Source organism: Proteus terrae subsp. cibarius, assembly GCF_011045835.1.
GTDB lineage: Bacteria > Pseudomonadota > Gammaproteobacteria > Enterobacterales > Enterobacteriaceae > Proteus > Proteus cibarius.
Map to the genome: position 1 here is coordinate 3,126,853 of NZ_CP047349.1, position 23,193 is coordinate 3,150,045.

The 23,193-nt window shown below is 39.3% G+C and carries 21 protein-coding genes and 1 riboswitch; of the genes, 9 read left to right on the forward strand and 12 right to left on the reverse strand.

Features of this window, described 5'->3' with window-relative positions; translation table 11 throughout:
* Positions 1–64: 64 nt before the first annotated feature.
* The 3 genes from yqiA to nudF all read right to left on the reverse strand — a co-directional run bounded on the left by yqiA (position 65) and on the right by nudF (position 2,345).
* Entirely contained in the window at positions 65–640 is a 576-nt protein-coding gene (yqiA, locus tag GTH25_RS14375) for an esterase YqiA (protein WP_099660212.1), read from the reverse strand.
* A gap of 3 nt (positions 641–643) precedes the next feature.
* A complete protein-coding gene (gene cpdA / locus GTH25_RS14380) occupies positions 644–1,483 on the reverse strand; it encodes a 3',5'-cyclic-AMP phosphodiesterase (protein ID WP_075672911.1) in 840 nt (279 codons plus the stop codon).
* Between the two features lie 226 nt (positions 1,484–1,709).
* Positions 1,710–2,345 (reverse strand): ADP-ribose diphosphatase, encoded by a 636-nt coding sequence (nudF, locus tag GTH25_RS14385; RefSeq protein ID WP_075672910.1) that lies wholly within the window; start codon positions 2,343–2,345, stop codon positions 1,710–1,712.
* Between the two features lie 214 nt (positions 2,346–2,559).
* Between nudF and tolC the strand changes: the two genes are divergently transcribed.
* The 3 genes from tolC to GTH25_RS14400 all read left to right on the forward strand — a co-directional run bounded on the left by tolC (position 2,560) and on the right by GTH25_RS14400 (position 6,187).
* Positions 2,560–3,957 carry an outer membrane channel protein TolC gene (gene tolC / locus GTH25_RS14390; protein WP_075672909.1) on the forward strand — a complete coding sequence of 466 codons (1,398 nt, stop codon included), beginning with the start codon at positions 2,560–2,562 and terminating at the stop codon, positions 3,955–3,957.
* Between the two features lie 329 nt (positions 3,958–4,286).
* Positions 4,287–5,015 (forward strand): DUF1190 family protein, encoded by a 729-nt coding sequence (locus GTH25_RS14395; RefSeq protein ID WP_075672908.1) that lies wholly within the window; start codon positions 4,287–4,289, stop codon positions 5,013–5,015.
* An 8-nt stretch (positions 5,016–5,023) separates the two neighbouring features.
* Entirely contained in the window at positions 5,024–6,187 is a 1,164-nt protein-coding gene (locus GTH25_RS14400) for a glutathionylspermidine synthase family protein (protein WP_075672907.1), read from the forward strand.
* Between the two features lie 155 nt (positions 6,188–6,342).
* Here the strand turns inward: GTH25_RS14400 and ygiD are convergent, their stop codons facing one another.
* Together ygiD and ribB are read right to left on the reverse strand one after the other, a co-directional pair.
* Complete coding sequence (ygiD, locus tag GTH25_RS14405; protein ID WP_164530686.1) at positions 6,343–7,128, reverse strand: 4,5-DOPA-extradiol-dioxygenase; 786 nt, start codon at positions 7,126–7,128, stop codon at positions 6,343–6,345.
* A gap of 174 nt (positions 7,129–7,302) precedes the next feature.
* Positions 7,303–7,956, reverse strand: a complete 654-nt coding sequence (ribB, locus tag GTH25_RS14410) for a 3,4-dihydroxy-2-butanone-4-phosphate synthase (RefSeq protein ID WP_072070063.1) — start codon at positions 7,954–7,956, stop codon at positions 7,303–7,305.
* A 124-nt stretch (positions 7,957–8,080) separates the two neighbouring features.
* A riboswitch (FMN riboswitch) is annotated at positions 8,081–8,240 on the reverse strand.
* A gap of 201 nt (positions 8,241–8,441) precedes the next feature.
* Between ribB and ubiK the strand changes: the two genes are divergently transcribed.
* Complete coding sequence (gene ubiK, locus GTH25_RS14415) at positions 8,442–8,762, forward strand: ubiquinone biosynthesis accessory factor UbiK (protein ID WP_075672905.1); 321 nt, start codon at positions 8,442–8,444, stop codon at positions 8,760–8,762.
* Positions 8,763–8,861: 99 nt separating this feature from the next.
* On the opposite strand, the gene GTH25_RS14420 is transcribed toward ubiK, so the two are convergent.
* Both GTH25_RS14420 and GTH25_RS14425 read right to left on the reverse strand, forming a co-directional pair.
* Complete coding sequence (locus tag GTH25_RS14420) at positions 8,862–10,184, reverse strand: 6-phospho-alpha-glucosidase (RefSeq protein ID WP_075672904.1); 1,323 nt, start codon at positions 10,182–10,184, stop codon at positions 8,862–8,864.
* On the reverse strand, positions 10,184–11,812 hold the full coding sequence (locus tag GTH25_RS14425) for an alpha-glucoside-specific PTS transporter subunit IIBC (RefSeq protein WP_075672903.1): 1,629 nt from the start codon (positions 11,810–11,812) through the stop codon (positions 10,184–10,186). Before GTH25_RS14425 ends, GTH25_RS14420 begins: the two co-directional genes overlap by 1 nt.
* A 301-nt stretch (positions 11,813–12,113) precedes the next feature.
* Here GTH25_RS14425 and GTH25_RS14430 point away from each other — a divergent pair, with 301 nt between their 5' ends.
* A complete protein-coding gene (locus GTH25_RS14430; protein WP_099660215.1) occupies positions 12,114–12,818 on the forward strand; it encodes a GntR family transcriptional regulator in 705 nt (234 codons plus the stop codon).
* 96 nt (positions 12,819–12,914) lie between these two features.
* On the opposite strand, the gene hldE is transcribed toward GTH25_RS14430, so the two are convergent.
* From hldE to GTH25_RS14445, 3 genes are all read right to left on the reverse strand, one after another.
* Positions 12,915–14,339, reverse strand: a complete 1,425-nt coding sequence (gene hldE / locus GTH25_RS14435; protein ID WP_099660216.1) for a bifunctional D-glycero-beta-D-manno-heptose-7-phosphate kinase/D-glycero-beta-D-manno-heptose 1-phosphate adenylyltransferase HldE — start codon at positions 14,337–14,339, stop codon at positions 12,915–12,917.
* Between the two features lie 95 nt (positions 14,340–14,434).
* Positions 14,435–17,275, reverse strand: a complete 2,841-nt coding sequence (gene glnE, locus GTH25_RS14440; protein ID WP_159241794.1) for a bifunctional [glutamate--ammonia ligase]-adenylyl-L-tyrosine phosphorylase/[glutamate--ammonia-ligase] adenylyltransferase — start codon at positions 17,273–17,275, stop codon at positions 14,435–14,437.
* Between the two features lie 26 nt (positions 17,276–17,301).
* Positions 17,302–18,225 (reverse strand): CYTH domain-containing protein, encoded by a 924-nt coding sequence (locus GTH25_RS14445; RefSeq protein WP_109419687.1) that lies wholly within the window; start codon positions 18,223–18,225, stop codon positions 17,302–17,304.
* 219 nt (positions 18,226–18,444) lie between these two features.
* On the opposite strand from GTH25_RS14445, the gene GTH25_RS14450 reads away from it, so the two are divergent.
* Both GTH25_RS14450 and GTH25_RS14455 read left to right on the forward strand, forming a co-directional pair.
* Positions 18,445–19,065 carry a TIGR04211 family SH3 domain-containing protein gene (locus tag GTH25_RS14450; protein ID WP_075672898.1) on the forward strand — a complete coding sequence of 207 codons (621 nt, stop codon included), beginning with the start codon at positions 18,445–18,447 and terminating at the stop codon, positions 19,063–19,065.
* Positions 19,066–19,091: 26 nt separating this feature from the next.
* Positions 19,092–20,330 carry a multifunctional CCA addition/repair protein gene (locus tag GTH25_RS14455; RefSeq protein WP_099660219.1) on the forward strand — a complete coding sequence of 413 codons (1,239 nt, stop codon included), beginning with the start codon at positions 19,092–19,094 and terminating at the stop codon, positions 20,328–20,330.
* On the opposite strand, the gene folB is transcribed toward GTH25_RS14455, so the two are convergent.
* The gene (gene folB / locus GTH25_RS14460) at positions 20,331–20,681 is read right to left on the reverse strand and encodes a bifunctional dihydroneopterin aldolase/7,8-dihydroneopterin epimerase (protein ID WP_075672896.1); all 351 of its coding nucleotides are present in this window, start codon (positions 20,679–20,681) and stop codon (positions 20,331–20,333) included.
* Between the two features lie 104 nt (positions 20,682–20,785).
* Here folB and plsY point away from each other — a divergent pair, with 104 nt between their 5' ends.
* Positions 20,786–21,442 carry a glycerol-3-phosphate 1-O-acyltransferase PlsY gene (plsY, locus tag GTH25_RS14465; RefSeq protein WP_075672895.1) on the forward strand — a complete coding sequence of 219 codons (657 nt, stop codon included), beginning with the start codon at positions 20,786–20,788 and terminating at the stop codon, positions 21,440–21,442.
* Positions 21,443–21,548: 106 nt separating this feature from the next.
* Here the strand turns inward: plsY and tsaD are convergent, their stop codons facing one another.
* Positions 21,549–22,571: a tRNA (adenosine(37)-N6)-threonylcarbamoyltransferase complex transferase subunit TsaD gene (tsaD, locus tag GTH25_RS14470; RefSeq protein ID WP_098941951.1), complete on the reverse strand. Its 1,023-nt coding sequence runs from the start codon at positions 22,569–22,571 to the stop codon at positions 21,549–21,551.
* Positions 22,572–22,913: 342 nt separating this feature from the next.
* On the opposite strand from tsaD, the gene rpsU reads away from it, so the two are divergent.
* On the forward strand, positions 22,914–23,129 hold the full coding sequence (rpsU, locus tag GTH25_RS14475) for a 30S ribosomal protein S21 (RefSeq protein WP_001144069.1): 216 nt from the start codon (positions 22,914–22,916) through the stop codon (positions 23,127–23,129).
* Positions 23,130–23,193 lie beyond the last annotated feature (64 nt).

Here is a 23,193-nt window from a genome sequence, read left to right on the forward strand (position 1 = left end):
AATATGATATTAATTTTCGGCTAGATACATCAACCTACGTTTTACAGGTTAATCGACCGAAAGGCTAAATTATCTTTAAAAATTGAATAATTTTCGGAAAAAAACGCTCAAAACCCACAAAAGCATGGTTTCCATCCGATTCTATGGTTTGCCTACACGCGCCAAGATATGAGACAGCTTGACGATAATCAAGTATTTCATCTCCAGTTTGTTGAAGCAACCAAATAAGTTCCGGTGATGTGATTGTGGGAATACGCAAAGCAAGTAGCTCATCCATATGATGAGGTTCTAGCTTATATTTTTGATGTGTATAAGGATTTTCGTTCTCCCCCAAGAAGTCTTGCAAAAGATCGAACGGTCGTATTGCAGGATTAACAACAACAGCGGGTAAATTAAAACGTTGAGATAACCAAATAGATAAATAGCCACCTAATGATGAGCCAATTAATCCAAGTTTGTCATCTGCACTCTTTTTAACTAACGTTTCAATTAGCTGAGCGGCTTCTTGAGGATAAGGTGGTAATTGAGGAATTAATAATTCAATTTCAGGATGAGTTACTTCAAGCCATTGGCGAAAAGCCTGTGCCTTTGCTGATTTCGGTGAGCTATTAAAGCCATGTAAGTAAAGAATACGAGGCATAACTTAATAACCATCCGCATCAAGATCAGGACAAAATTCAGTACCTTCTAAACGGTAAACCTGTGTGTCAATTTTGCCCTTCTCATCAGATGAAAGTGACATTTCCAAATAGCGCCAGCCTGGAGAAACAGTATCTAATGTAAAATTTGTACAATGAGGACGAAACTGAATACACGTAGAAGGCGTCGCCAACAAGCGAATACCATTCCACATTTCATCCATTTCTTGGTGAATATGACCACAAAGCATCATTTTTACTTGAGAGTGGTCTTTTAAACGCTCGGCTAACTCTTGAGAATTTCTTAAACTATGTTGATCTAACCATGTACACCCTGAAGGCATAGGATGATGATGCAACAAGATAATCGTATCTCTGTGCTTTTGGCTTTCAAGACAGCGTGTTAGCCAATCTAACTGACAATCTGATAACTCACCATGAGGAACGCCTTGAATTTGGCTATCTAATAATAGCATTTGCCAATTATCACCAATCAACACTTGTTTAGCTGACAAAATTCCTGCCTGATTTAAAGCATCAATCATCGCAGGCTGATAGTCATGATTGCCTGGCAACCAAACACAAGGAGGTACCAGCGTCGCTATGCCATCAGCAAAATGCTGATAAGCTTCAAAGGTTTGATCTTGAACTAAATCACCTGTCGCAACAATCAAGTCAACATCAAGACCCTGCTCTCTAATCGCATTTAATACCGCATGGTAGCTACGATAGGTATTAATACCCAGCAGAGTGTCTTCCACATTAGCAAAGAGGTGGGTGTCTGTGATTTGTAATATTCTTACGGTGTTTTTCTGTTTCACCGATAACTCAAGCTGGCTTTCCAAAAGGTTTCCTTGTTTCACTCTCATTAGCCGTTATGTTAACGTATTTTCGTAGTAAAGATCTGCCAACCAATACACATTTCAAAAGATTAGTGAGAAATATTCTCGCTTTCAATCACGTTTTTTTCACTTCATTTTACAATTTAATTCATTTGATATCGTACACTTAGAGATAGTTACTCTACTTGATAATATTATTAAAAACATCCTTTACAGATTTATTAACGTATTAAATTACTGACCAGCGCTCTCTTAGTGCAATATGATGAAGTTGTAACCATTGCAGAGCAATAACAGATGCCGCATTATCAATAACGCCTTCTTCAACCCAACGATAGGCTTGTTCTCGGCTCACTACATGAACACGAATATCTTCGTTCTCACACGCTAATCCATGAATACCTTTTGCTGTTGTTGCATCAACTTCGCCAACATAGACATGCATTCTTTCACTCGTACCACCAGGGCTTGAAAGATAACTCACAATAGGTTCGCATCGTCCAACAACAACACCCGCTTCTTCTTGAGCTTCACGTCTAACAACATCTTCAGGGCTTTCCCCTTCTTCGACCATACCCGCAACGACTTCAAGCAACCAAGGTGTCTCGCTGGTTTCATACGCAGGAATACGAATTTGCTCAATTAACACCACTTCATCACGTTTGGGATCATAAGCGAGTAAAACACCTGCATTGCCTCGTTCAAAAACCTCACGTTTAACTTCTTCACTCCATCCGCCTTCAAAAAGGCGATGTTTAAAGCGATATTCGGTCATGCGAAAAAAGCCTTTATACAAATCTCTCTGATTGAGCAATTTCACATCTTCACGACCGTATAAAAATGGTGTATTTTCCCTTTTCTTCATACAATGTTCCTTAAGTTACATTTAAGAGTCTTTTTTATTGCTTACGTTTAATACAGATTTAAAGAAATTTGCCAACAATTCATGTAAAGTTAATCTAAAATAAAAGGATATGGCACAAATGGCTACCCCTACTTAGGGAAACAATCTGCTAGAATTATCCCCAATCAAGATTAACAGAGGCAACTCAGCGAAACTGTTGCAACAAGGAATTAAAATGAAAAAACTGCTCTCTCTTTTGGTCACGATGAGTTTGGCAGGATTCAGCACTGCAAGTCAGGCTGAGGATCTGCTTCAAGTTTATCAAAAAGCAAAGGACAGTAACCCTGAGTTACGCAAATCATTAGCTGAACGAAATCAAGCTTTTGAGAAAATTAATGAAGCTCGTGGCTCATTATTACCACAATTAGGATTAGGTGCATCTGCAGACTATAAAAGCGGCTACCGTGATGCAAGAGATACCGAATCTAATTCTATTGGTGCAAATTTAACGCTGACTCAAAGTGTGTTTAATATGGCCTTATGGCGCCAATTAAACATGCAAGAAAAGACAGCGGGTATGAGCGATGTGACTTACCAAACAAGTCAGCAAAAGCTGATATTAGACACCGCGACCGCTTACTTTGATGTCTTGCGTGCTATCGATTCACTATCATTTATTGAAGCGCAAAAAGAACAAGTTTACCGCCAGTTAGATCAAACAACTCAACGTTTTAACGTGGGTTTAGTGGCAATTACTGACGTACAAAATGCGCGTGCAAATTACGATAGCGTACTGGCACAAGAAGTGGCAGGTCGTAACCAATTAGATAATGCATTAGAAAAACTACGCCAAGTAAGTGGTATCTATTACATTAATCTAGCATCTCTAAACATCAACCGTTTTTCAACAACATCACCAGACTCTATTGAGAAACTGCTAAAAGATGCTGAAGAGCGTAACTTAAGTTTATTAAGTGCTCGTTTAGGCCAAGACTTAGCGCGTGAAAATATTCGTTTAGCGCAATCAGGTCACTTACCAACTGTAGATTTAAATGCATCAACTGGCGTATCAAATAGCCATAGTCACGGCAGCGCATTACCTCCAGCAACAGCAGGTAATAGCCGTAATAGTTACAATGGTCAAAATAGTATTGGTCTGTCTGTTAGTATCCCTCTATATACAGGTGGCAGAACAAGCTCACAAGTTGAACAAGCACAATATGGTTTTACTAGTGCAAGCGAACAATTAGAATCGGTTTATCGTTCTATCGTTCAAATAGCTCGTTCTTCTTATAACAATATTTCTGCATCAATCAGTAGCATTAAAGCCTATCAACAAGTCGTTGTTTCTGCGCAAAGTTCATTAGATGCAACTGAAGCGGGTTATCAAGTAGGTACTCGTACTATTGTTGATGTGTTGAATGCCACAACAACGCTTTATGATGCAAAACAGAAGCTATCCAACGCGCGTTATGACTATTTAATTAATCAATTAAATATCGAATATGCACGTGGCACATTAAACGAAAATGACTTAATTCAGCTTAATAATGCTCTGGGAGAAGAAGTTTCAACCTCACCAGACAGCATTATTCGCCCGTTAACAAGCCCTGCTCTTAACGTTGCGCCTTAATCGTGAATTAAGAAGTTAGTCACTTATAAAAAACCGCTTTCAGCGATAAACTGATAAGCGGTTTTTTTTATGCTTTCTCTTCACATAAGATATTGTGTTATGGATTAAATTAATATCTAAACAATATCTATATTGTTGTATTAACAAATACCTTAATTACAATTAGGTTAAAAAGAGAGGATTTACCTAATTTCATTACCCTTAACCTTATAAAGATCACAAATTTCTGGTTATCCCTGATGATTAGGCGTTTCTTATTTATTTTCTAGACTATTTAACCTATCCTAGCTTTTATTTTGAACGTTTTACCTTTTATGGATCTTATCAATATGCCAATGAAACGTACCAAATCGATTAATCGTGATGCTTTCCGTAAAGCATTTCGCCCTTATCGTCTGGCGCCTGTTGCAATCGCCATCACTGCTGTATTCGCGCTTTCAGGATGTGAAGAGAGCGATGAGACAGTTTCACTGTATATGAACGCACAAGAATGTGCTCAAGCGAATCCTTCACAAGCAGCACAATGTGAAGACTCTTATCGCACTGCATTGCAAGAAGCACAGCGTACCGCACCTAAATACGCAACATTAGAAGACTGTGTAGCTGAATTCGGTGATGCACAATGTACTCAAACAGCATCTATTGATGGACAGCCTGTAAGCACTGAAAATGCCAATAACCTTAATCCAGATAGTTCGCAAATGGCTCAAGCTAACTCCGGTGGTAGCTTTTTTATGCCATTAATGGCGGGTTATATGATGGGTCGCCTAATGGGTGGTGGTGCACCAGCACAACCTTTATTTAGTTCGCGTAACCCAACAAGCCCTGCAAATGGTAAATTTGTGGATGCAACAGGCCGTAACTACGGTCCTGCAGTTGGCGGTCGTCAAATGAACGTACCAAAAACAGCCATGACACCAAAACCATCAACAACCTCAACGGTAACTCGTGGTGGCTTTGGTAACACTGTATCAAGACAAGCAGCTGCTCAACGTACCAATGCAACCAATAATAACCGTAGCTCAACCGGTTCGTCTTCTTATCGTTCAGGTGGTTAATTAAAACCATGAAACGCGAAAATATCATTGAACGCCCGGATTGGCGTGAAAAAGCAACGGAATTTGGCTTCAACTTTCATACCATGTATGGCGAGCCTTATTGGTCTGAAGATGCTTATTATCAATTCTCAATGGAAGAGGTTGAAACGTTAGAAGAAACGACGGAAGAGTTGCATCAGATGTGCTTACAAGTCGCTGATAAAGTGGCTAATAGTGAAGAATTACTGACTCGCTTTCAGATCCCGCGTCACTGCTGGGATTTTGTGCGTGATTCATGGAAATCTTCTCAACCTTCACTCTATTCACGTCTTGATTTAGCGTATGACGGTAAAAGCCCAGCAAAACTGTTAGAAAATAACGCAGATACTCCGACATCACTGTATGAGTCTGCTTTTTTCCAATGGATCTGGCTTGAAGATCAAGTCAATGCAGGTCGTTTACCGCAAAATGCCGATCAATTTAATAGCATTCAAGAGAAGTTAATTGATCGATTCGCAGAGCTTCGTGATCAATACGGAATGCGTTATCTGCATATGTCTTGTTGCCAAGATACTGAAGAAGATCGCGGTACAGTTCAATATTTACAAGATTGTGCTGAAGAAGCCCAAGTAACGACTGACTTTGTTTTTATTGAAGATCTGGGTTTAGGTGAACGTGGTGAATTAACTGATCTGCAAGATCAGATAATCAGTAATATGTTTAAGCTTTACCCTTGGGAATTTATGTTCCGCGAAGACTTCTCAACTAAGCTGGCTGATGCAGGTATTCGTTGGTTAGAGCCTTCTTGGAAAAGCATTATTTCGAATAAAGCATTGCTACCAATGCTTTGGGAGATGTTCCCTAATCACCCAAATCTACTACCAGCTTATTTTTATGATGGTAAAGCGCCTGATTCATTATCGCGCTATGTTATCAAGCCACTGTTTTCACGCGAAGGTGCAAATATTCGCATTGTTGAAAACGGAAAGGATATTGCTGTCGCAGATGGCCCTTACGGTGAAGAAGGCTTTATTGTTCAAGATTTCCATCCACTGCCAAAATTTGGCGATAGCTATACATTAATTGGTAGCTGGCTGGTTAACGACCAATCTGCAGGTATTTGTATTAGAGAAGATAGAGAGCTTATTACTCAAGATCTTTCCCGCTTCTATCCACATATTATTTTAGATTAATAGAAATCTTAAAATCATGTTGAGCACCTTATTGCTTATAAGCGGTAAGGTGTTTTTATTCAAAATAGGTTTCGTTATCAGTAAAAAAGGCCAAATTCCATAAAAGAAATTTAGCCTTTCACTTCTATAAATCAATTAGTTTTTATTGGATAGTTTTATCCAATTTGAAACGTCATCATGCTTAGCGATTTATTCACAATATCATTATTCAGCACTGTTACCTTTTCACCCTCTTGTTTTAAGCCTAATAAATACAACGCAGGTAAAAAATGGTCGGGTGTAGGATGTGCCAACCGCCCTTCTTCTGTTGATAAAATCGTAAATAACGTTTCTGGTACATTATCACTTCGTAAGCTGTTTTCGACTGTCTCATTAAAGGCTAATGCCCAAGAATAAGGCGTCGCATTGCTATTTTGCCAATCCATCATTCTTAAATTGTGAACGATATTACCGCTACCAATGATTAAGACACCTTCTTTACGTAATTCAACCAACTTTTGTCCCAATTCATAATGCCACTGCGCTGATTGGCGAGCATCAATGCTTAATTGAACAACTGGAATATTTGCGTTGGGATACATTTTTTCAAGTATTCCCCAACTTCCATGATCTAATCCCCATTGTTCCATATCGAGTTTTAATTTAATCGGATCGATAAGATCTTCAATTAGTGCGGCCAAGCCTATCGAGCCTCGCGCTGGGTATTCTATTGCGTATAACTCTGGTGGAAATCCATAAAAATCATGAATTGTCTTTGGTTGCGACATTGCTGTTACATAAGTTCCATCGGTATACCAATGGGCTGAAATCACTAAAATCGCTTTAGGCTGAGGAAGCGTTTCCCCTAATTTTGACCAGAGGCGAGTATATGTATTATCTTCTAATACATTCATTGGGCTACCGTGTCCAATAAACAGCGCTGGCATCATTTTTGTGTCCATAATCACCTCTTATGGCTTGTGATCTTATGGCGTTAGCATAGCGCCTTCTTACTTGAAATATAGTCAAAGAAGTATGAAATAGTTATTCAAAAAATATGAAAAAAGCCACCTAAGTTTCCTTAAGTAGCTTAAATAAGTGTGTGTGTTTTCAGTGTCGGTTATAACATGTTAATTTCAGCCAGCTTTTTTCTCCTCACGAAGACGATAAGCCACTAAATCTTCAATAGTTAGCACAGGCATATTGTGCTTTTTAGCAAAAGTGATCACTTCTGGTGCTCTTGCCATTGTGCCATCGTCATTTGTTAATTCGCATAACACTGCAACTGGTTTAAAACCGGCTAAAGTTGCTAAATCAATCGACGCTTCTGTGTGCCCGCCACGTGTTAACACTCCCCCAGGTTGACCACGTAATGGGAATACATGACCTGGGCGATTTAAATCACTTGGTTTTGCATTATCAGCTGCCGCTGCACGTACTGTGGTTAAACGATCAGAGGCTGAAACACCGGTTGTTACACCTTGTGCTGCTTCAATCGTTACTGTAAATGCAGTATGGAAATGACTGGTGTTATTTTCCACCATCATAGGCAAATCAAGTTGTTGGCGGCGTTCTTCTGTAATACATAAACAAACAATGCCACTACCATGACGAATAGACATCGCCATTTGTTCTGTGGTCATAGTTTCTGCTGCGAAAACCATATCGCCTTCATTTTCGCGGTTCTCGTCGTCGAGCACCATCACGCCTTTACCAGCACGAAGGGCTTCTAGAGCAAGTTCAACACGCTCAAATGGATTACCGAATTCGGAAAGTAGCGTCTGATTCATGGTAAAAAAACCTCAATAATTAATGAAAGTTACCAGAACCAGGGCAGTCTTAGGAGTGGATCTCTGCTTAGTAAGTACATAAGCAGAAACAACAGGAATGGATACAATGATCCTACTGATGCTATTTTATTCTCTCCCATCCAGACTTTAACTGTCGGCTCCAGAATCACACTGGATCTGCTGACCTTTGCATCACAATGGCAACACAAAGCGCTCGCGGGCTTTACCTAAATATTCAGGTATCTACCGCCGGTGGGGACTTTCACCCCGCCCTGAGATTAACGGTGAAACTATACGCTTTAAAATTATAAGAGGCAATCATCAATCGGCGACAATCTTTGTTTCATCACATAATCATTTTATGACATACGGTTATTTAACTATTTATAATAAAAAGTAACAATAATCTTGATATCTGGTTTTATTCCCTCTGTCCTCATATTACACTTAGCCTCAGCTTTCTATTTTATTTGTGAGGACTTCCCATGTTGGACCCGAAAAAACTTGAACAAGTCGCGCGCCAAATCCAAAACGTCCTGCCACAGGGCATTAAAGATATTGGTGATGATATTGATAAAAAAATCCGCACTGTTCTACAATCTCAATTAAACAAATTGGATTTAGTTAATCGCGAAGAGTTTGATGTACAAACTCAAGTTTTATTACGTACTCGTGAAAAACTTAATCGTTTAGAGCAACGTTTAAATGAGCTAGAAGCTGGTCTGCAGGAAAAACCTCAAGCTGAAATTGCCCAAGTTGAAGAAGTGGAAATTGTGGTAGAAACTCCAGCAGAAAATAAAGCTTAATCTATTCACTTTATTACTTGTTTTAGTAATAAAGAAATAACCCTGTATCTTACAAAGATACAGGGTTATTTTTTATATACTCAAAATATCCATCAATAGCTATTTTAACGCTGGCCAATAGTCTTTATTCGCTTCAATTAAATCGTCTAAAATCGCTTTTGCAACAGTCGCACTTGGCACAGTTTTAGACATTGTAATCGCCTGCCAAAGTTTCAAATATGATTTTTCAATCCAGGCTTCTACCACTAATTTTTCAACTGCAACTTGTTGGCTCATCATCCCTTTTTGGAATAATGGAATTTTACCCATAACTAAAGGCTCTGGGCCATGACTTCCAACAATGCAAGGGATCTCAACCATTGCCTCTGGATCAAAATTAATAATTGATCCGTTATTAGGAACAATCAGTAGCATTCTTTCTTGAGTATTAAACGCAATAGCTGTTGCTAGATCGACGATGTAAGAAGCATGTTCATCAATCTCAAGATGCCCTGCTGATGATTTACCTGCACTAGTAATGGCACGACAGGCGCTAAATACATTCTTCTCTCTGTGCTCCATCACTTCATTTGCACGAGTATGATGAGGATCAGAATGCGCAACAACATAATCTGGGAATAAATAATATTTCAAGTAAGTATTCGGCATAGTTGTCGGATCTAGTGCCCACACATCTTTTGCTTTCCCGAATGTATCATTCCAACTCGCTTCAACTGGCTCACCTGCCACTTTGGGAATATACCCATGTTCCGCAACATGTTTACGAATAACTGGCAGTAAATCATTACCTTGTAAATCTTCAACCTGAGTCCACCAGCCAAAGTGATTTAAACCGTAATAACGGACACGCATCTCTTTGCGTGATTTTAATCCTGCAATTTGTGCCATACGTGACTCTATGCCAATTGGCATATCGCAGATATTTAAGATCTTCGCATTCGGTTTTAAACGACGAGTAGCTTCAGCGACAATGGCAGCTGGGTTAGAATAATTTAGCATCCAGGCATTTGGCGAATATTTTTCCATATATTCAACCAACTCTAATACGCCACCGATAGAACGCATACCATAAGCGATACCACCAGGACCACAAGTTTCTTGTCCTAATACACCATGGCGCAAAGGAATTTTTTCATCTTTTTCGCGCATTGGATATTTACCAACACGGATATGCGCCATCACAAAATCAACATCTGTAAAGGCCGTTTTGGGATCAGTGGTATAGCAAAAATCAATTTCAGGTGCTTTTTCAGTAAGAATGATTTCACAAGCTTTAGCAATGATTTCTTGCCGCTCAGCATCATTGTCATAAAACTTGATAGCTCTTAATGGAAAACGTTTTAAGTTTTCCAGTAGCATCAAAATAATACCGGGTGTAAATGTACTACCGCCACCTGCAATTACGACTGAGAACTTCTTCATTATATAGCCTCCGACAAGGTGTTATTTTGTCTATCTTCTTTCATAAGTTGTTCAATTTTGTCTCTCACTTGAGAAACGTGTAGCCCGATAATAATTTGCAATGCATGACCTTTACGCACTACACCATGTACACCGAGCCCTTTAAAATAGGCATCTGTTTCAATTATCTCGTTATCTATCACTTCGATACGTAAACGTGTTGCACAGTTATTTAAGGATTTGATATTTCCACTTCCCCCTAAGCCTTCAAGGATGCCTTTAGGAAGTGCGAGCTTGCGATCTTCTTTTGCTGTTTTTGAACTATCCGAATCTTGTGACTTTTTATTTTTATAATCTTGTTTGCTATAGAGCTTGATCTCTTCATCATCCTCTTCACGACCGGGTGTTTTTAAATTAAGTTTGATAATTAATGTTCTAAACACCACAAACCAAATCATTGTAAAAATAAGGCCTATGACTATTTGCGTAATAATCATCCCGTAATGGTTATGAAACATTGGGATCCAATTCATAGGTAGGAAATTATCGATGATCCCTCCGCCCATATTTCCGACAACCCCAAAGTGATAAAGTGTTGTCGCTAATGTGGCAGCTAACACGGCATGAATGGCAAACAATAACGGAGAGATAAATAAGAATGTGAACTCTAAAGGTTCTGTTATTCCCACGAATACAGCGGTCAATGCAGAGGGTATAAGCAAACCTGCAATTTTGGCTCTATTTTTAGGTGCAGCAGTAAAATAAAGAGCAAGTGCGATACCAATAGAACCAAAGACTTTGCTATTACCATGCAATGCAAAGCCACCTTCTGGAAATAACGCTTTTAAAGATTCAGTACTTTGACTGAAATATTGCATATTTTGAGCCCAATCAACTTGAATTCCATGTTCAGTGACTGCGGGGCCAAAAATAAAAGGACCATAAATAAAGTGATGTAGGCCAGTGGGAATTAAAATACGTTCAAGGAAGGTATATATCCAAACACCTAAAGAACCCGATCCAACCATAAATACTTGCAAAGATTGAATGCCAATTTGCACTTTTGGCCAGAAAAATAACGTTATCCACGCTAGCGGTAACATGACAAAGAAACTAATTAATACAACATACGAAGTTCCTTGAAATATACCTAAAAAAACAGGAAGCTGTTTATCAAAATAACGATTATGTATACCTGTTACAATACCCGCAATAATAATTGCCCCAATAATACTGGTATCTAATGTTTTAATTCCAGCTATCATTGTTAAGCCACTATTTCCACCAACCTCATTTGTAAAGTCCACACCAAAATAACTGCCCCAAACCATTCCCATTGCATTAATAAAATAATTCCAAGTGAGAAAACTTACCATAACGGCAAGGCAAGCTCGTGCTTGTGCTGTTTTGGCTAAGCCTATTGGTAAACCAATTGCAAAAATAAGAGGCATATTACGAAAAACAGTCCATCCCCCCTCTTCAATAATATGAACAATTTGGAAAAATAAACTATCGGGTCTTAATAAATCTTCACTAATAAATAATGGATTCTGTAATAAAATGGCAATGCCTACAACAATACCTGCAAAAGGAAATAGCAGGACAGGGGTAAACATGGCTCCACCAAATCGTTGTATTTGACTGAGCATAAAAATATCCTCTTATTTACTGCTACTGAAACGACATGCTATTTAATTCATATTTTTTCTGTAAATTCAGATTAGATTCTTTTCTCTTTATTCTCTCATCTAAAATGAATTATTCGTGATCTGATTCATACTAATCTTTCAGGCAAAGTGATCTCATTTTTAGTCAAAAATCAGATCACTTTTTATTTTTTGATAACGTTCACATTTTTGAGGTATAAATGATTATCCTATATATCAAAAGATTAGATTCATATAAATTAAATAAAGAAAGCCGGTTTTAAGAATAAAAAGAGGTATAAAAGTGATCTACAAAGACATTGCAAAAAGCCTAAGAATTCAAATAAATTCGGCTGGATACCAAATTGGTGACCCTTTACCAGCAGAAAAATCATTAGCACAGCAATACAACGTATCGAGAATGACAATACGTAAAGCGGTGGATTTATTAGTGACCGCAGGATTATTAGAACGAAAACATGGTTCAGGAACTTATATTAAAGAAAAAGATGTTCATCATGAAAATGCAAGCTTAAAAGGCTTTGTCGAATTAATGGCAAATACAGGCCACAATGTAAGAAGTGAAGTTATAGAATTTCGTGTTATTCCCTGCCCTTTATCTATCTCCAGTAAATTACGTATCAACTCAAATGAACGTATTTTTTATTCAAGGCGAATACGTTACGTCGATAATAAACCACTTATTGTTGAAGACAGTTACATGCCTGTTAAATATTTTCGTAATTTAACCTTAATGCATTTAGAAGGTTCTAAATTTGATTTTATTGAAAATATTTGCCAAATAAAAATATCAGGAAGTTATGAAACTTTTCACCCTATTATGCCTGATAACAATATTTGTCAATTATTAAAAATAGAAGCTAACATTCCAATATTAAGACTTAGTACATTATCATATAGTACTCAGGGTGATTATATTAATTATTCGATTATGTATAGAAACACTCAAGATTATATTGTTGAGTATCATTTAAAAAGAGAACAATAACCATTAATAAAAATGTCATTAAAAATGATAATAGTTAGATCCTTTATTATAAAAAAAAGCACTCCAAAGAGTGCCTTTCATCGTTAATTTATGTCATTATTTCTTTTTAATCGCATTAATAATATTTGTTGTAGAAATGCCATCTTCAAAATTCAGCACTTTTACTTCACCGCCAGCAGCCCAAACTTCTTTGCTACCTGCGATATCTTCAGGCTTATAATCACCACCTTTAACTAAGATATCTGGTAATACAGAGGCAATTAAGCGCTGTGGTGTATCTTCTTCAAACGCAACAACCCAATCGACTGCGCCTAAAGCACCCAAAACCGTCATACGCTGTTCTAATGGGTTAACAGGACGACTTTCACCTTTTAAGCGCTTAGTAGACGCATCACTATTTACAGCAACAATAAGGCGATCTCCGAGTTTACGTGCATTTGCTAAATAGCTAACATGACCTGCATGAAGAATATCAAAACAACCATTCGTCATAACAATACGCTCACCGCGTTGACGCGCTAATTCGACAGCTTGTTTTAATTGCTCTTCTTCCATCATGCCGAAGCCGTTGTCAGCACGACCACGAATAGCATTTTCAAGCTCAATAGGTGATACAGTGGATGTTCCTAGTTTACCCACAACAACACCTGCAGCAGCGTTTGCAAGGAAACAGGCTTCGCCTAAAGGTTTGCCTGCAGCTAAAGAGGTTGCTAATACACCAATTACCGTATCTCCCGCGCCTGTAACATCATAAACTTCTTGTGCTTGAGTTGGTAAATGCAGTGGGGCTTCATTAGCACGGAGTAAACTCATTCCACGCTCTGAGCGAGTGATAAGCAACGCTTCAAGATCTAAATCTCTAACTAATTTTGTGCCTTTCTCCACCAGCTCATCATCGGTTTTACAGACACCAACGACTTGTTCAAATTCAGACATATTTGGTGTTAATAATGTCGCACCGCGATAACGTTCAAAATCAGCTCCCTTAGGATCGATTAATACAGGGACACCTGCTTTTTTCGCCAGTTGGATCATCTCTTGAACATGAGAAAGCGCGCCTTTGGCATAGTCTGATAAAACCAATGCACCGATAGAAGGTAATGCTTGCTGAATACGTTCATAAATAGGTTGAGGATCAACATTGCTAAATCCTTCTTCAAAATCAAGACGGATTAATTGCTGATTACGAGAAAGAACACGTAATTTTGTGATCGTTGGATGTGTCGCAACAGAGACAAAATCACAACGCACATTGACCTGATTTAATGTATTGCTCAATGCTTTTGCGGCTTCATCAATACCGGTTAAACCCACTAAACGCGAATTAGCACCAAGAGACGCAATATTCATTGCAACGTTTGCAGCCCCTCCTGGTCGCTCTTCTGTGGTATCTACTTTGACCACTGGCACTGGGGCTTCTGGTGAAATTCGACTTGTTGGGCCATACCAATAGCGGTCTAACATGACGTCACCGACAACCAACACATTGGCCTTATTAAAATCCGGCAGCGTTACTTTCATCCCATACTCCACATTTATTTTCAAAATAAGCCGAAATAATACCATAACTTGTTAAGCAAAAAGAGATACACATAAGACTTCATGCCAACAAACCATTACTCTTGTTCACCGAGCCACTTCAGTTTGCTTTTTAATACGCACTCGCGCTCTGCGATAAAACAATGATTATCCACAATAGCAGGTAATGCTTGTAGCGCCAGGTGATGTAATTCATTGCGCAATGTGACATAAGCATGTGTTAAAGCGAGGGCTTCATCTTCATCCATCACTTGATGTTTTGCCATTAACTCAAAAATACGCACATTATCCGACCAACGAGTTAAAGCCGGATATTGGTGAGAAAAACGCAATACTAAATATTGCGCGATAAATTCAATATCGGTAATACCGCCAGATGAAGTTTTTAAATCAAATTTATCTGCTTGTGTTGGTGCAAGATGTTGCACCATTTTTTTACGCATATCGCGTACTTCATTTTGTAACACATCAGCATCACGAGAAAGACATAGCGTTTCGTGACGAATACGTGAAAACATCTGTTGTAATTCATCATCACCATAAATCATTCTGGCACGAATTAGCGCTTGATGTTCCCAAGTCCAAGCTTCATTTTTCTGATATTCATCAAAAGCTTGAATAGTACTAACCAACATACCGGATTCACCTGAAGGGCGTAAACGCGCATCAACCTCATACAATACGCCAGAGGAAGTTCGTGTACTAAACAAATGGATAATACGCTGTGCTAAACGCAGATAAAATTGGCGAGCATCAATCTGTTTTGCTCCCGTTGTCACTGTATTTATTGGACAATCTAATAAAAAGACTAAATCCAAATCAGAGCTATATCCTAGCTCCCATCCCCCCAATTTGCCGTATCCAATCACTGCAAAACCCAGTCCATCACGATGAGCTAAATGTTCGGGCTCACCATAACGTTTCACCATATATGACCAAGCTTGATGAACAACAGTATGAATCATAGCTTCAGCCAAGTAGGTTAGGTGGTCGCTAACCTTCATGACAGGTAATACACCTGTAATATCTTCAGCAGCGATACGTAGTAATTGAGCTTGCTTAAACTGACGTAATGCTTCTAATCGTTGCTCTTCGTCTTCTTCCGGCACACGTAATAAATATTGTCGTAATTCATCACGATACGCATCTAAAGGCAGGGGTTGATAAAGAGAATTGGGATCAAGTAATTCATCTAACAATAAAGGGTGAAGTGCTAATTGTTCAGCGATCATCGGAGATGCCGCGCAGAGCCGTATGACATGCGTTAAAACTTCATCCGACTCTTGCATCAACTCTAAATACGTTGTTCGACTCACAATGCTTAATAACAGAGGCGTCACGCGTTGTAGTGTCACTAGAGTTTGAGGTTGTTGGCAAATTTTAGCTAATAGTTTTGGCATTAAGGCATCAAGAACATCTCGTCCTCTCGGCCCAATCGTTCGCTTGCCAATATCTTGTCGAAAATTCTGCAACGTCTGATTTATCGCCTCAAGAGCTTCGATGGTTAATGTCTCATGAAATAATGACGACGTTTCAGGCAAACGCCCTAATAACCAAAGACGCTTAAATTCAGCGATATCGTCTTCATCATCGTTCTCGTCTTCTTCACCAATTAATTGCGTGAAAATCACGGAAACAGCCTGCATCTTGTGGCTAATTTCTTGATAAAGCGTTTCCCAATCATCAAATCCCATTGCAAAAGTTAACCGTGCTTGATCTTCTTCACTTTCTGGTAAGGTTTGGGTTTGTTGATCACCAATAGATTGCAGTAAATTTTCTAATCGGCGAAGGAAAAGATAACTTTCAGTTAGTTGCGCGGTTTCTTGTGATGTTAACAGCTCAAGTTTAGTGATGACATTAAGCACTGTTAATAATGAATTACTTTGTAACTCGGGCTCTCTTCCCCCACGAATTAGCTGGAAAACCTGAGTAATAAATTCAATTTCACGTATCCCCCCAGAGCCCAATTTTATGTTATCAATCATGCCACGACGACGGACTTCGCGACTGATCATGGATTTCATATTTCTAAGTGATTGGATCACACTAAAATCAATATAACGACGATAAACAAAAGGACGTAACATTTGCCGTAAAATTTGGCAATATTCTTTCTTTTCAGCACCTAGAACACGCGCTTTGATCATCGCATAGCGTTCCCAATCTCGCCCTTGCTCTTGATAATAATCTTCCAGTGCTGCAAAACTCATTACCAAAGGACCACTTTCACCAAAAGGACGTAATCGCATATCAACACGATAGACAAAGCCATCAATGGTCTGCTGATCCAAAGCCTTAATAAGCTTTTGACCTAAGCGAGTAAAAAACTGTGCATTATCTAATTCTCGGCGTCCACCTTGCGTAAATCCATTTTCAGGATAGGCAAAAATTAAGTCGATATCAGAAGAAAAGTTAAGTTCAAACCCACCTAGTTTTCCCATTCCTAAAATCAATAATGGTTGAGGTTTTCCTTCATGATCACAAGGTGTTCCCCATTGTTGGCAACATTGCTGATAAAGCGTATCTCTCGCAACACAAATTAATGTTTCAGCCAATACGCTCAAATGTTTTAGTGCACAAGGAATATCGCCTAATTGAAAAAATTGTAGCCATGCAATGCGCACTAATTGTTGATGACGAAATTGGCGTAAGATCCGCATCACATCATCTTCATTATCAACATTGGCTAATTTTTCTGTTAATTGAGACTCATAACTCTGCCATTCCACACTAGTTGGTGGATTTTGCCTGATATCAGTTAACCATTGAGGATTAACGCGTAAATGCTCTGTTGCAAAAGGGCTAAAAGCAAAAAACTGTTGTTCAAGCTCACTAAAAGGTGCTAACGCGTTTAATTGAGAAGAGAACCCACACTGTGCTTTATTCCACAATTGTTGAAATACACCGATAACAGACATAAATAGACTCTCAAGTTGTCAGGAAATTAAGCAATAGATAGTAACCACGCCATAGAAGATAACTTAAAATTCAACCATAAAACATGATAATAGTCGGTTGCAGTTGTAAATGTTAACGGTGAAATACCATTGAGTGACTGTTGCATAGATTCAGGCAGATCAGACTGTTTTTTACACCAATCTGAAAATAACGCCAACATTGCTGGCATAGTAATTGTCGGTGGTGTTGGGTTAGCAAAAATGGCTTCTTCTAATGCTTGTATTGCACTTAACCATTTCGTGAGTTGCTGAGCAGTTGTATCACTAGGAGAAAGGTTCACCACACTCAACGATAAAGCAGGTTTATCTTTCGCTAAATAATAACCTCGAGCTGCTTTACTGCGAGAAGCTAGGCGCAATCCCCCCTTTTCACCTAAATAAGTTGCTAATGCGATAACATCTGACACATCGCCTTTTTTAAGCTCTAACTCGAACTCTTCAATCGGCAACTCGTATTGATGAGTACGAATAGCACCTTTATCTAATACCACTTCAATTTGGCTATTTTGAAAATCCACCAGCCAGATTTCGCGATAAAAATCGGTATTAAACAGCACATTGAGTTGTGTTTCTAATAGGGTTAAATCTGTATTTTCAGGCCAGATTTCTGCTGGAAAGCGCGCTAAATCTAATTTAGGTTGTTCTAATTTCACGTTATACTCTGGACGTTGATGCAAACCTGCAACCACTTTACCTGCGGTTTTAATTGTCATTTCATAACTTTCATCAACACCACGAATACGCAATCCCATATCCCAACGACGAATTTGATTATCTGTCGTCTCAAAGTAAAGATTAGTCAGCTTTTTGGGTGCAGAGTGTTGATGAGGTAGAGTCAGAATGCGCTGAATAATGTGAGGAATAGCGGCAGGTATAGCACTCATTTTGAGTTCAGTTTCTAATTGGCTCATTCTATTTCCCTTAAGTAAATCAATTGATTAGTAAAATATTTGACGCATTTTCATTTTGCAAGTGATAGCCTAATAACAATAATGAATAAAAGGCAGATTATCCCTATATTCTACCAGTTAAGAGTGTTCTCATTCTGGTTTACTATTTGCTTACGCAAACTTTACTCTTTAGTATCAGTAAAAATATTCTCTTGTATAGATAAAAAAGTTGAAAACATAATGCGAAAATTACCCTTACTTTTTATTTCCTTACTTGGCTTAGGTGTTTCTCTGAGCTCACACGCAGAAACTCGCTATGTTTCCGATGAATTATCCACTTATGTGCATAGTGGACCAGGAAATCAGTATCGAATTGTTGGCTCTTTAAATTCAGGTTCAACCGTTACTGTCATTTCTCGCAATGCGGCAACAGGTTATGTACAAATTAAAGATGATAAAGATCGTACTGTCTGGTTACCAGAAAACCAACTAAGTGCCCAACCAAGTATGCGTACTCGTATTCCTGCTATGGAAAAAGAGATCCAAACACTACGCGATAAACTAGCGAATATCGACCAAAGTTGGAATCAACGTACTATAGATATGCAAAACAAAGTCTCAAACAGCGATGACATAATCAACGGTTTGAAAAAAGAAAATGAACAGATGAGAACAAAACTTGCTGTTGCTGAGAAAAAACTTGATTTCGCTAATCAACAGTTAGATGACCGACAACGTGACATCATCTTACAGTGGTTTATGTATGGTGGTGGTGTTGCTGGTGCGGGTCTTATTTTTGGCCTAATCCTTCCACATATCATTCCTCGTCGTCGTAAACGCAACGATCGTTGGATGAACTAATATTCAGCCAAAGGAACAGTGATCCCGTGAATATATACCTTGTTGGTGGTGCTGTGCGCGACCAACTATTGCAGATGCCAGTAAAAGACAGAGATTGGGTTGTTGTTGGTGCAACACCTCAAATGCTGTTACAACAAGGCTATCAACAAGTAGGCAAAGATTTTCCTGTCTTTCTTCATCCAGATACTCATGAAGAGTATGCCCTTGCGCGTACAGAACGAAAATCAGGCTCAGGTTACACGGGTTTCACTTGTTATGCAGCGCCAGATGTCACGTTAGAAGACGATCTCGCACGTCGTGATCTCACCATTAATGCTATTGCTTATTCTGCTAATGGTGAATATGTCGATCCTTACCATGGCATAGATGATATTCATGCGAGACAACTTCGTCATGTCTCTGAAGCATTTTCAGAAGATCCTTTAAGAGTTTTGCGGGTTGCACGTTTTGCTGCACGATTTGCACCTTTAGGATTTAGAGTTGCACCTGAAACACTGCAATTAATGAAAACAATGGCACAAAGTGGCGAGCTAAATGCGCTGACGGCTGAACGTGTTTGGAAAGAAACAGAAAAAGCCCTTGAGAGCCCCGCGCCTCAAGTCTATTTTGAAGTTCTACGTCAATGTGGTGCTTTAAGTGTTCTTTTTCCTGAAATTGATGCTTTGTTTGGTGTTCCTGCGCCTGAAAAATGGCACCCAGAAATCGATACAGGCATTCATGCCATGATGGTACTCAATATCGCTAGCCAATTAACCGACGATATTGCGGTACGCTTTAGCGCCTTATGCCATGATTTGGGAAAAGGATTAACACCTCCTGAAAATTGGCCTCATCACCATGGACATGGCCCTGCCGGTGTTCCTTTAGTTGAAGCCTTATGCCAACGTTATCGTATTCCTAATCATATTCGTGATTTGGCACGCCTAACGGCAAGGTTTCATGATCATATCCATCGTATTGATAGAATGCGCCCTTCAAAAATAATCCGCTTACTTGATGCTATTGACGCATGGCGAAAACCTGAACGTGTTGAGCAATTAGCGATGGTGAGTGAAGCGGACGCCAGAGGACGAAAAGGATTAGAAAATCTCGTTTATCCACAACGCGCGTTTCTTTGCCAAGCTTTCGCAATTGCAAATAATGTGGATATTAAGCCAATTATTGAAAGTGGATTAAAAGGTAGTGCAATACGAGATGCGCTAACCAAGCAACGAGAAGTCGCGATTATAAAATGGAAATCACGACTTAATCAGGATCAGCTCTAATTAAGCTTTACGCTCAATAATTACACCCACATTTTTGGCTTGTGCAACAGCCCCAGGTTTCGCTAATTTAATTTTTACTCTAGGTACAGCAAATTGAGTTATCAATAGCTGTGCCACTTCTTCTGCTACACGTTCAACTAACTCAAAACGTCGGGTCTCAACATAGTCAATGATTGCATTACTCACACTGGCATAATCTAAACAATGAACCACATCATCGGTTTGGGATGCGCGTTTGTTATCCCATTCCATTTCGATATCGAACACTAATTTTTGTTTTATGGTTTTTTCCCAATCATAAACACCGATTGTGGTTATTACTGATAATTGCTCAATAAATACGATATCCATCACGTCATCTCTTATTTTTTCTGCTCATCGGATACCACTTCCGATGAAATATGCGTATTATCCATACATGCCTAACGAACTTACATAAACATTGGAGAATACAAATGAGTGCTAACGCACTTGGAATGATCATCTTCGCCTACTTGTGCGGCTCAATCTCCAGCGCGATATTGATTTGCCGACTGGCAAGACTACCTGATCCAAGAAAATTTGGCTCTGGCAATCCCGGAGCGACCAACGTCCTACGTATTGGTGGAAAAGCGGCCGCAGCGGCAGTGCTTATCTGTGACGTCCTAAAAGGGATGCTCCCTGTTTGGCTCGCCTACTACTTAAATGTGCCTCCTTTTTACCTCGGCATTGTGGCAATCGCAGCTTGCCTTGGGCATATCTACCCTGTTTTCTTCCACTTTAAAGGCGGAAAAGGCGTTGCCACTGCATTTGGTGCTATTGCTGCCATTGGTTGGGATTTAAGTGGTCTTATTGCAGGAACATGGTTACTCACCGTCTTACTGAGTGGCTATTCATCACTTGGCGCGATCATCAGCGCACTACTTGCCCCTTTTTACGTTTGGTGGTTTAAACCAGAATTCACTTATCCCGTCGCGTTATTATCATGTCTTGTACTTTACCGTCATCATGACAATATTCAACGTTTATGGCGTGGTCAAGAAAGCCGGATCTGGCACAAATTGAAAAAGAAAACCGAAAAAACGGAAAAAGAGATCATTCAAGAAGCGAAAGAGCAAGAAAAAGAAGATTAATTAACGTCTGTTTAAAATTTGAATTGAAAAAAGAAAGCCACTTATAAAGTGGCTTTTCTTTTGCAAACATCGAGTGTCAAATTAGAAATAGACACTTTACAATGCATTATTTATTTTCAAGGGCAGGCAATTCAGCTAAAGGCCAGCGAGGTCTTACAGTCACACTTAATGGGCCTTCTGTACCGCCTTTAAAGCGGATCATCCCCGCTAATGCAATCATTGCACCATTATCAGTACACAGTTCAGGGCGCGCATAAAAAACTTCGCCACCTAATTGCTTCATCACGGTTTCCATTTTCGCACGTAATGTCCGGTTAGCACTTACACCACCCGCCATCACTAAACGTTTAAAGCCCGTTTGTTCTAAAGCTCTACGACATTTTATCGCTAGCGTATCAACAACAGCATCTTCAAATGCCCGTGCAATATCAGCGCGAGTTTGGTCTGAATCGTCATTTTGACGAATAGTATTAGCAGCAAAGGTTTTTAAACCAGAGAAACTAAAGTCAAGCCCCGGTCTGTCAGTCATTGGACGAGGAAAAACAAATCGACCTTCTGTGCCTTGTTGCGCCATTTTCGATAAAACAGGACCGCCGGGATAATCTAATCCTAACAATTTTGCTGTTTTATCAAAAGCTTCACCGGCAGCATCATCGATAGATTCACCTAATAAAGTGTATTCGCCAATTCCTGTCACACTGATTAATTGTGTATGACCACCAGAAACCAAAAGTGCCACAAACGGAAACTCAGGTGTTTTCTCTTCAAGCATTGGAGCCAATAAATGGCCTTCCATATGATGAACAGGAATAGCTGGAACATCCCATGCAAAAGCTAACGAGCGTCCAATTGTTGCGCCTACAAGCAAAGCGCCAACAAGACCGGGTCCCGCTGTATAAGCAACCGCATCAATATCTTGTGCCGTAAGATTTGCTTCTTTCAGTGCCGCTTGAATAAGAGGTACTGTTTTACGGATATGATCCCGTGAAGCAAGTTCAGGAACTACACCACCATAATCGGCGTGTAGTTTAATTTGGCTATAAAGTTGATTCGCTAATAGACCGGCTTTATCATCGTAAATTGCGATACCGGTTTCATCGCAAGATGTTTCAATACCTAAAACTCGCATGACGCTTCCAAATTCTTCTTCGCGGACTCGCGTAATAAATCGATTGTACCATTATTTCGGTGATTTTATACGCCTTCAGCACATCTTTTACATACCAGCATGTGACAAATTCCTTTTTCTGTTCTATAATTATCCACCTATTTTAAGTGATTTAAATGTGTGGTTAGCGACTTTCGCTTTTTGTGGTCTCCCAAAAAAGACACAAAAGTGAGAGTTTGCGTTTCAATTTTGTGCATCTCTTTACAAAGTGCCCTGCTTTGAAGTAAAATTCCGCACCATTTTAAATGTCGGCTGGCTTAAATAATGCCAGCGCAAACCGATTTCTATTGAGGTGAGAGGCACATGCCGGTAATCAAAGTACGTGAAAACGAGCCATTTGACGTTGCTCTTCGTCGTTTCAAACGCTCTTGTGAAAAAGCAGGCGTATTAGCAGAAGTTCGTCGTCGTGAGTTTTATGAAAAACCAACGACTGAACGTAAACGCGCTAAAGCATCAGCAGTAAAACGTCACGCTAAAAAATTAGCTCGCGAAAACGCACGTCGTACTCGTCTGTACTAATATTTTGCGGCTTATACCGCAACATATGCAGACACTGTAGTCGCAGTTAAAGGCCGTGCTTTCT

Coding starts and splice junctions, on each gene's coding strand:
- yqiA (WP_099660212.1), bottom strand. CDS start 640: ATGCCTCGTATTCTTTACTTACATGGCTTTAATAGCTCACCGAAATCA.
- nudF (WP_075672910.1), bottom strand. CDS start 2,345: ATGAAGAAAAGGGAAAATACACCATTTTTATACGGTCGTGAAGATGTG.
- tolC (WP_075672909.1), top strand. CDS start 2,560: ATGAAAAAACTGCTCTCTCTTTTGGTCACGATGAGTTTGGCAGGATTC.
- GTH25_RS14395 (WP_075672908.1), top strand. CDS start 4,287: ATGCCAATGAAACGTACCAAATCGATTAATCGTGATGCTTTCCGTAAA.
- GTH25_RS14400 (WP_075672907.1), top strand. CDS start 5,024: ATGAAACGCGAAAATATCATTGAACGCCCGGATTGGCGTGAAAAAGCA.
- ygiD (WP_164530686.1), bottom strand. CDS start 7,128: ATGGACACAAAAATGATGCCAGCGCTGTTTATTGGACACGGTAGCCCA.
- ribB (WP_072070063.1), bottom strand. CDS start 7,956: ATGAATCAGACGCTACTTTCCGAATTCGGTAATCCATTTGAGCGTGTT.
- ubiK (WP_075672905.1), top strand. CDS start 8,442: ATGTTGGACCCGAAAAAACTTGAACAAGTCGCGCGCCAAATCCAAAAC.
- GTH25_RS14420 (WP_075672904.1), bottom strand. CDS start 10,184: ATGAAGAAGTTCTCAGTCGTAATTGCAGGTGGCGGTAGTACATTTACA.
- GTH25_RS14425 (WP_075672903.1), bottom strand. CDS start 11,812: ATGCTCAGTCAAATACAACGATTTGGTGGAGCCATGTTTACCCCTGTC.
- hldE (WP_099660216.1), bottom strand. CDS start 14,339: ATGAAAGTAACGCTGCCGGATTTTAATAAGGCCAATGTGTTGGTTGTC.
- glnE (WP_159241794.1), bottom strand. CDS start 17,275: ATGTCTGTTATCGGTGTATTTCAACAATTGTGGAATAAAGCACAGTGT.
- GTH25_RS14445 (WP_109419687.1), bottom strand. CDS start 18,225: ATGAGCCAATTAGAAACTGAACTCAAAATGAGTGCTATACCTGCCGCT.
- GTH25_RS14450 (WP_075672898.1), top strand. CDS start 18,445: ATGCGAAAATTACCCTTACTTTTTATTTCCTTACTTGGCTTAGGTGTT.
- folB (WP_075672896.1), bottom strand. CDS start 20,681: ATGGATATCGTATTTATTGAGCAATTATCAGTAATAACCACAATCGGT.
- plsY (WP_075672895.1), top strand. CDS start 20,786: ATGAGTGCTAACGCACTTGGAATGATCATCTTCGCCTACTTGTGCGGC.
- tsaD (WP_098941951.1), bottom strand. CDS start 22,571: ATGCGAGTTTTAGGTATTGAAACATCTTGCGATGAAACCGGTATCGCA.
- rpsU (WP_001144069.1), top strand. CDS start 22,914: ATGCCGGTAATCAAAGTACGTGAAAACGAGCCATTTGACGTTGCTCTT.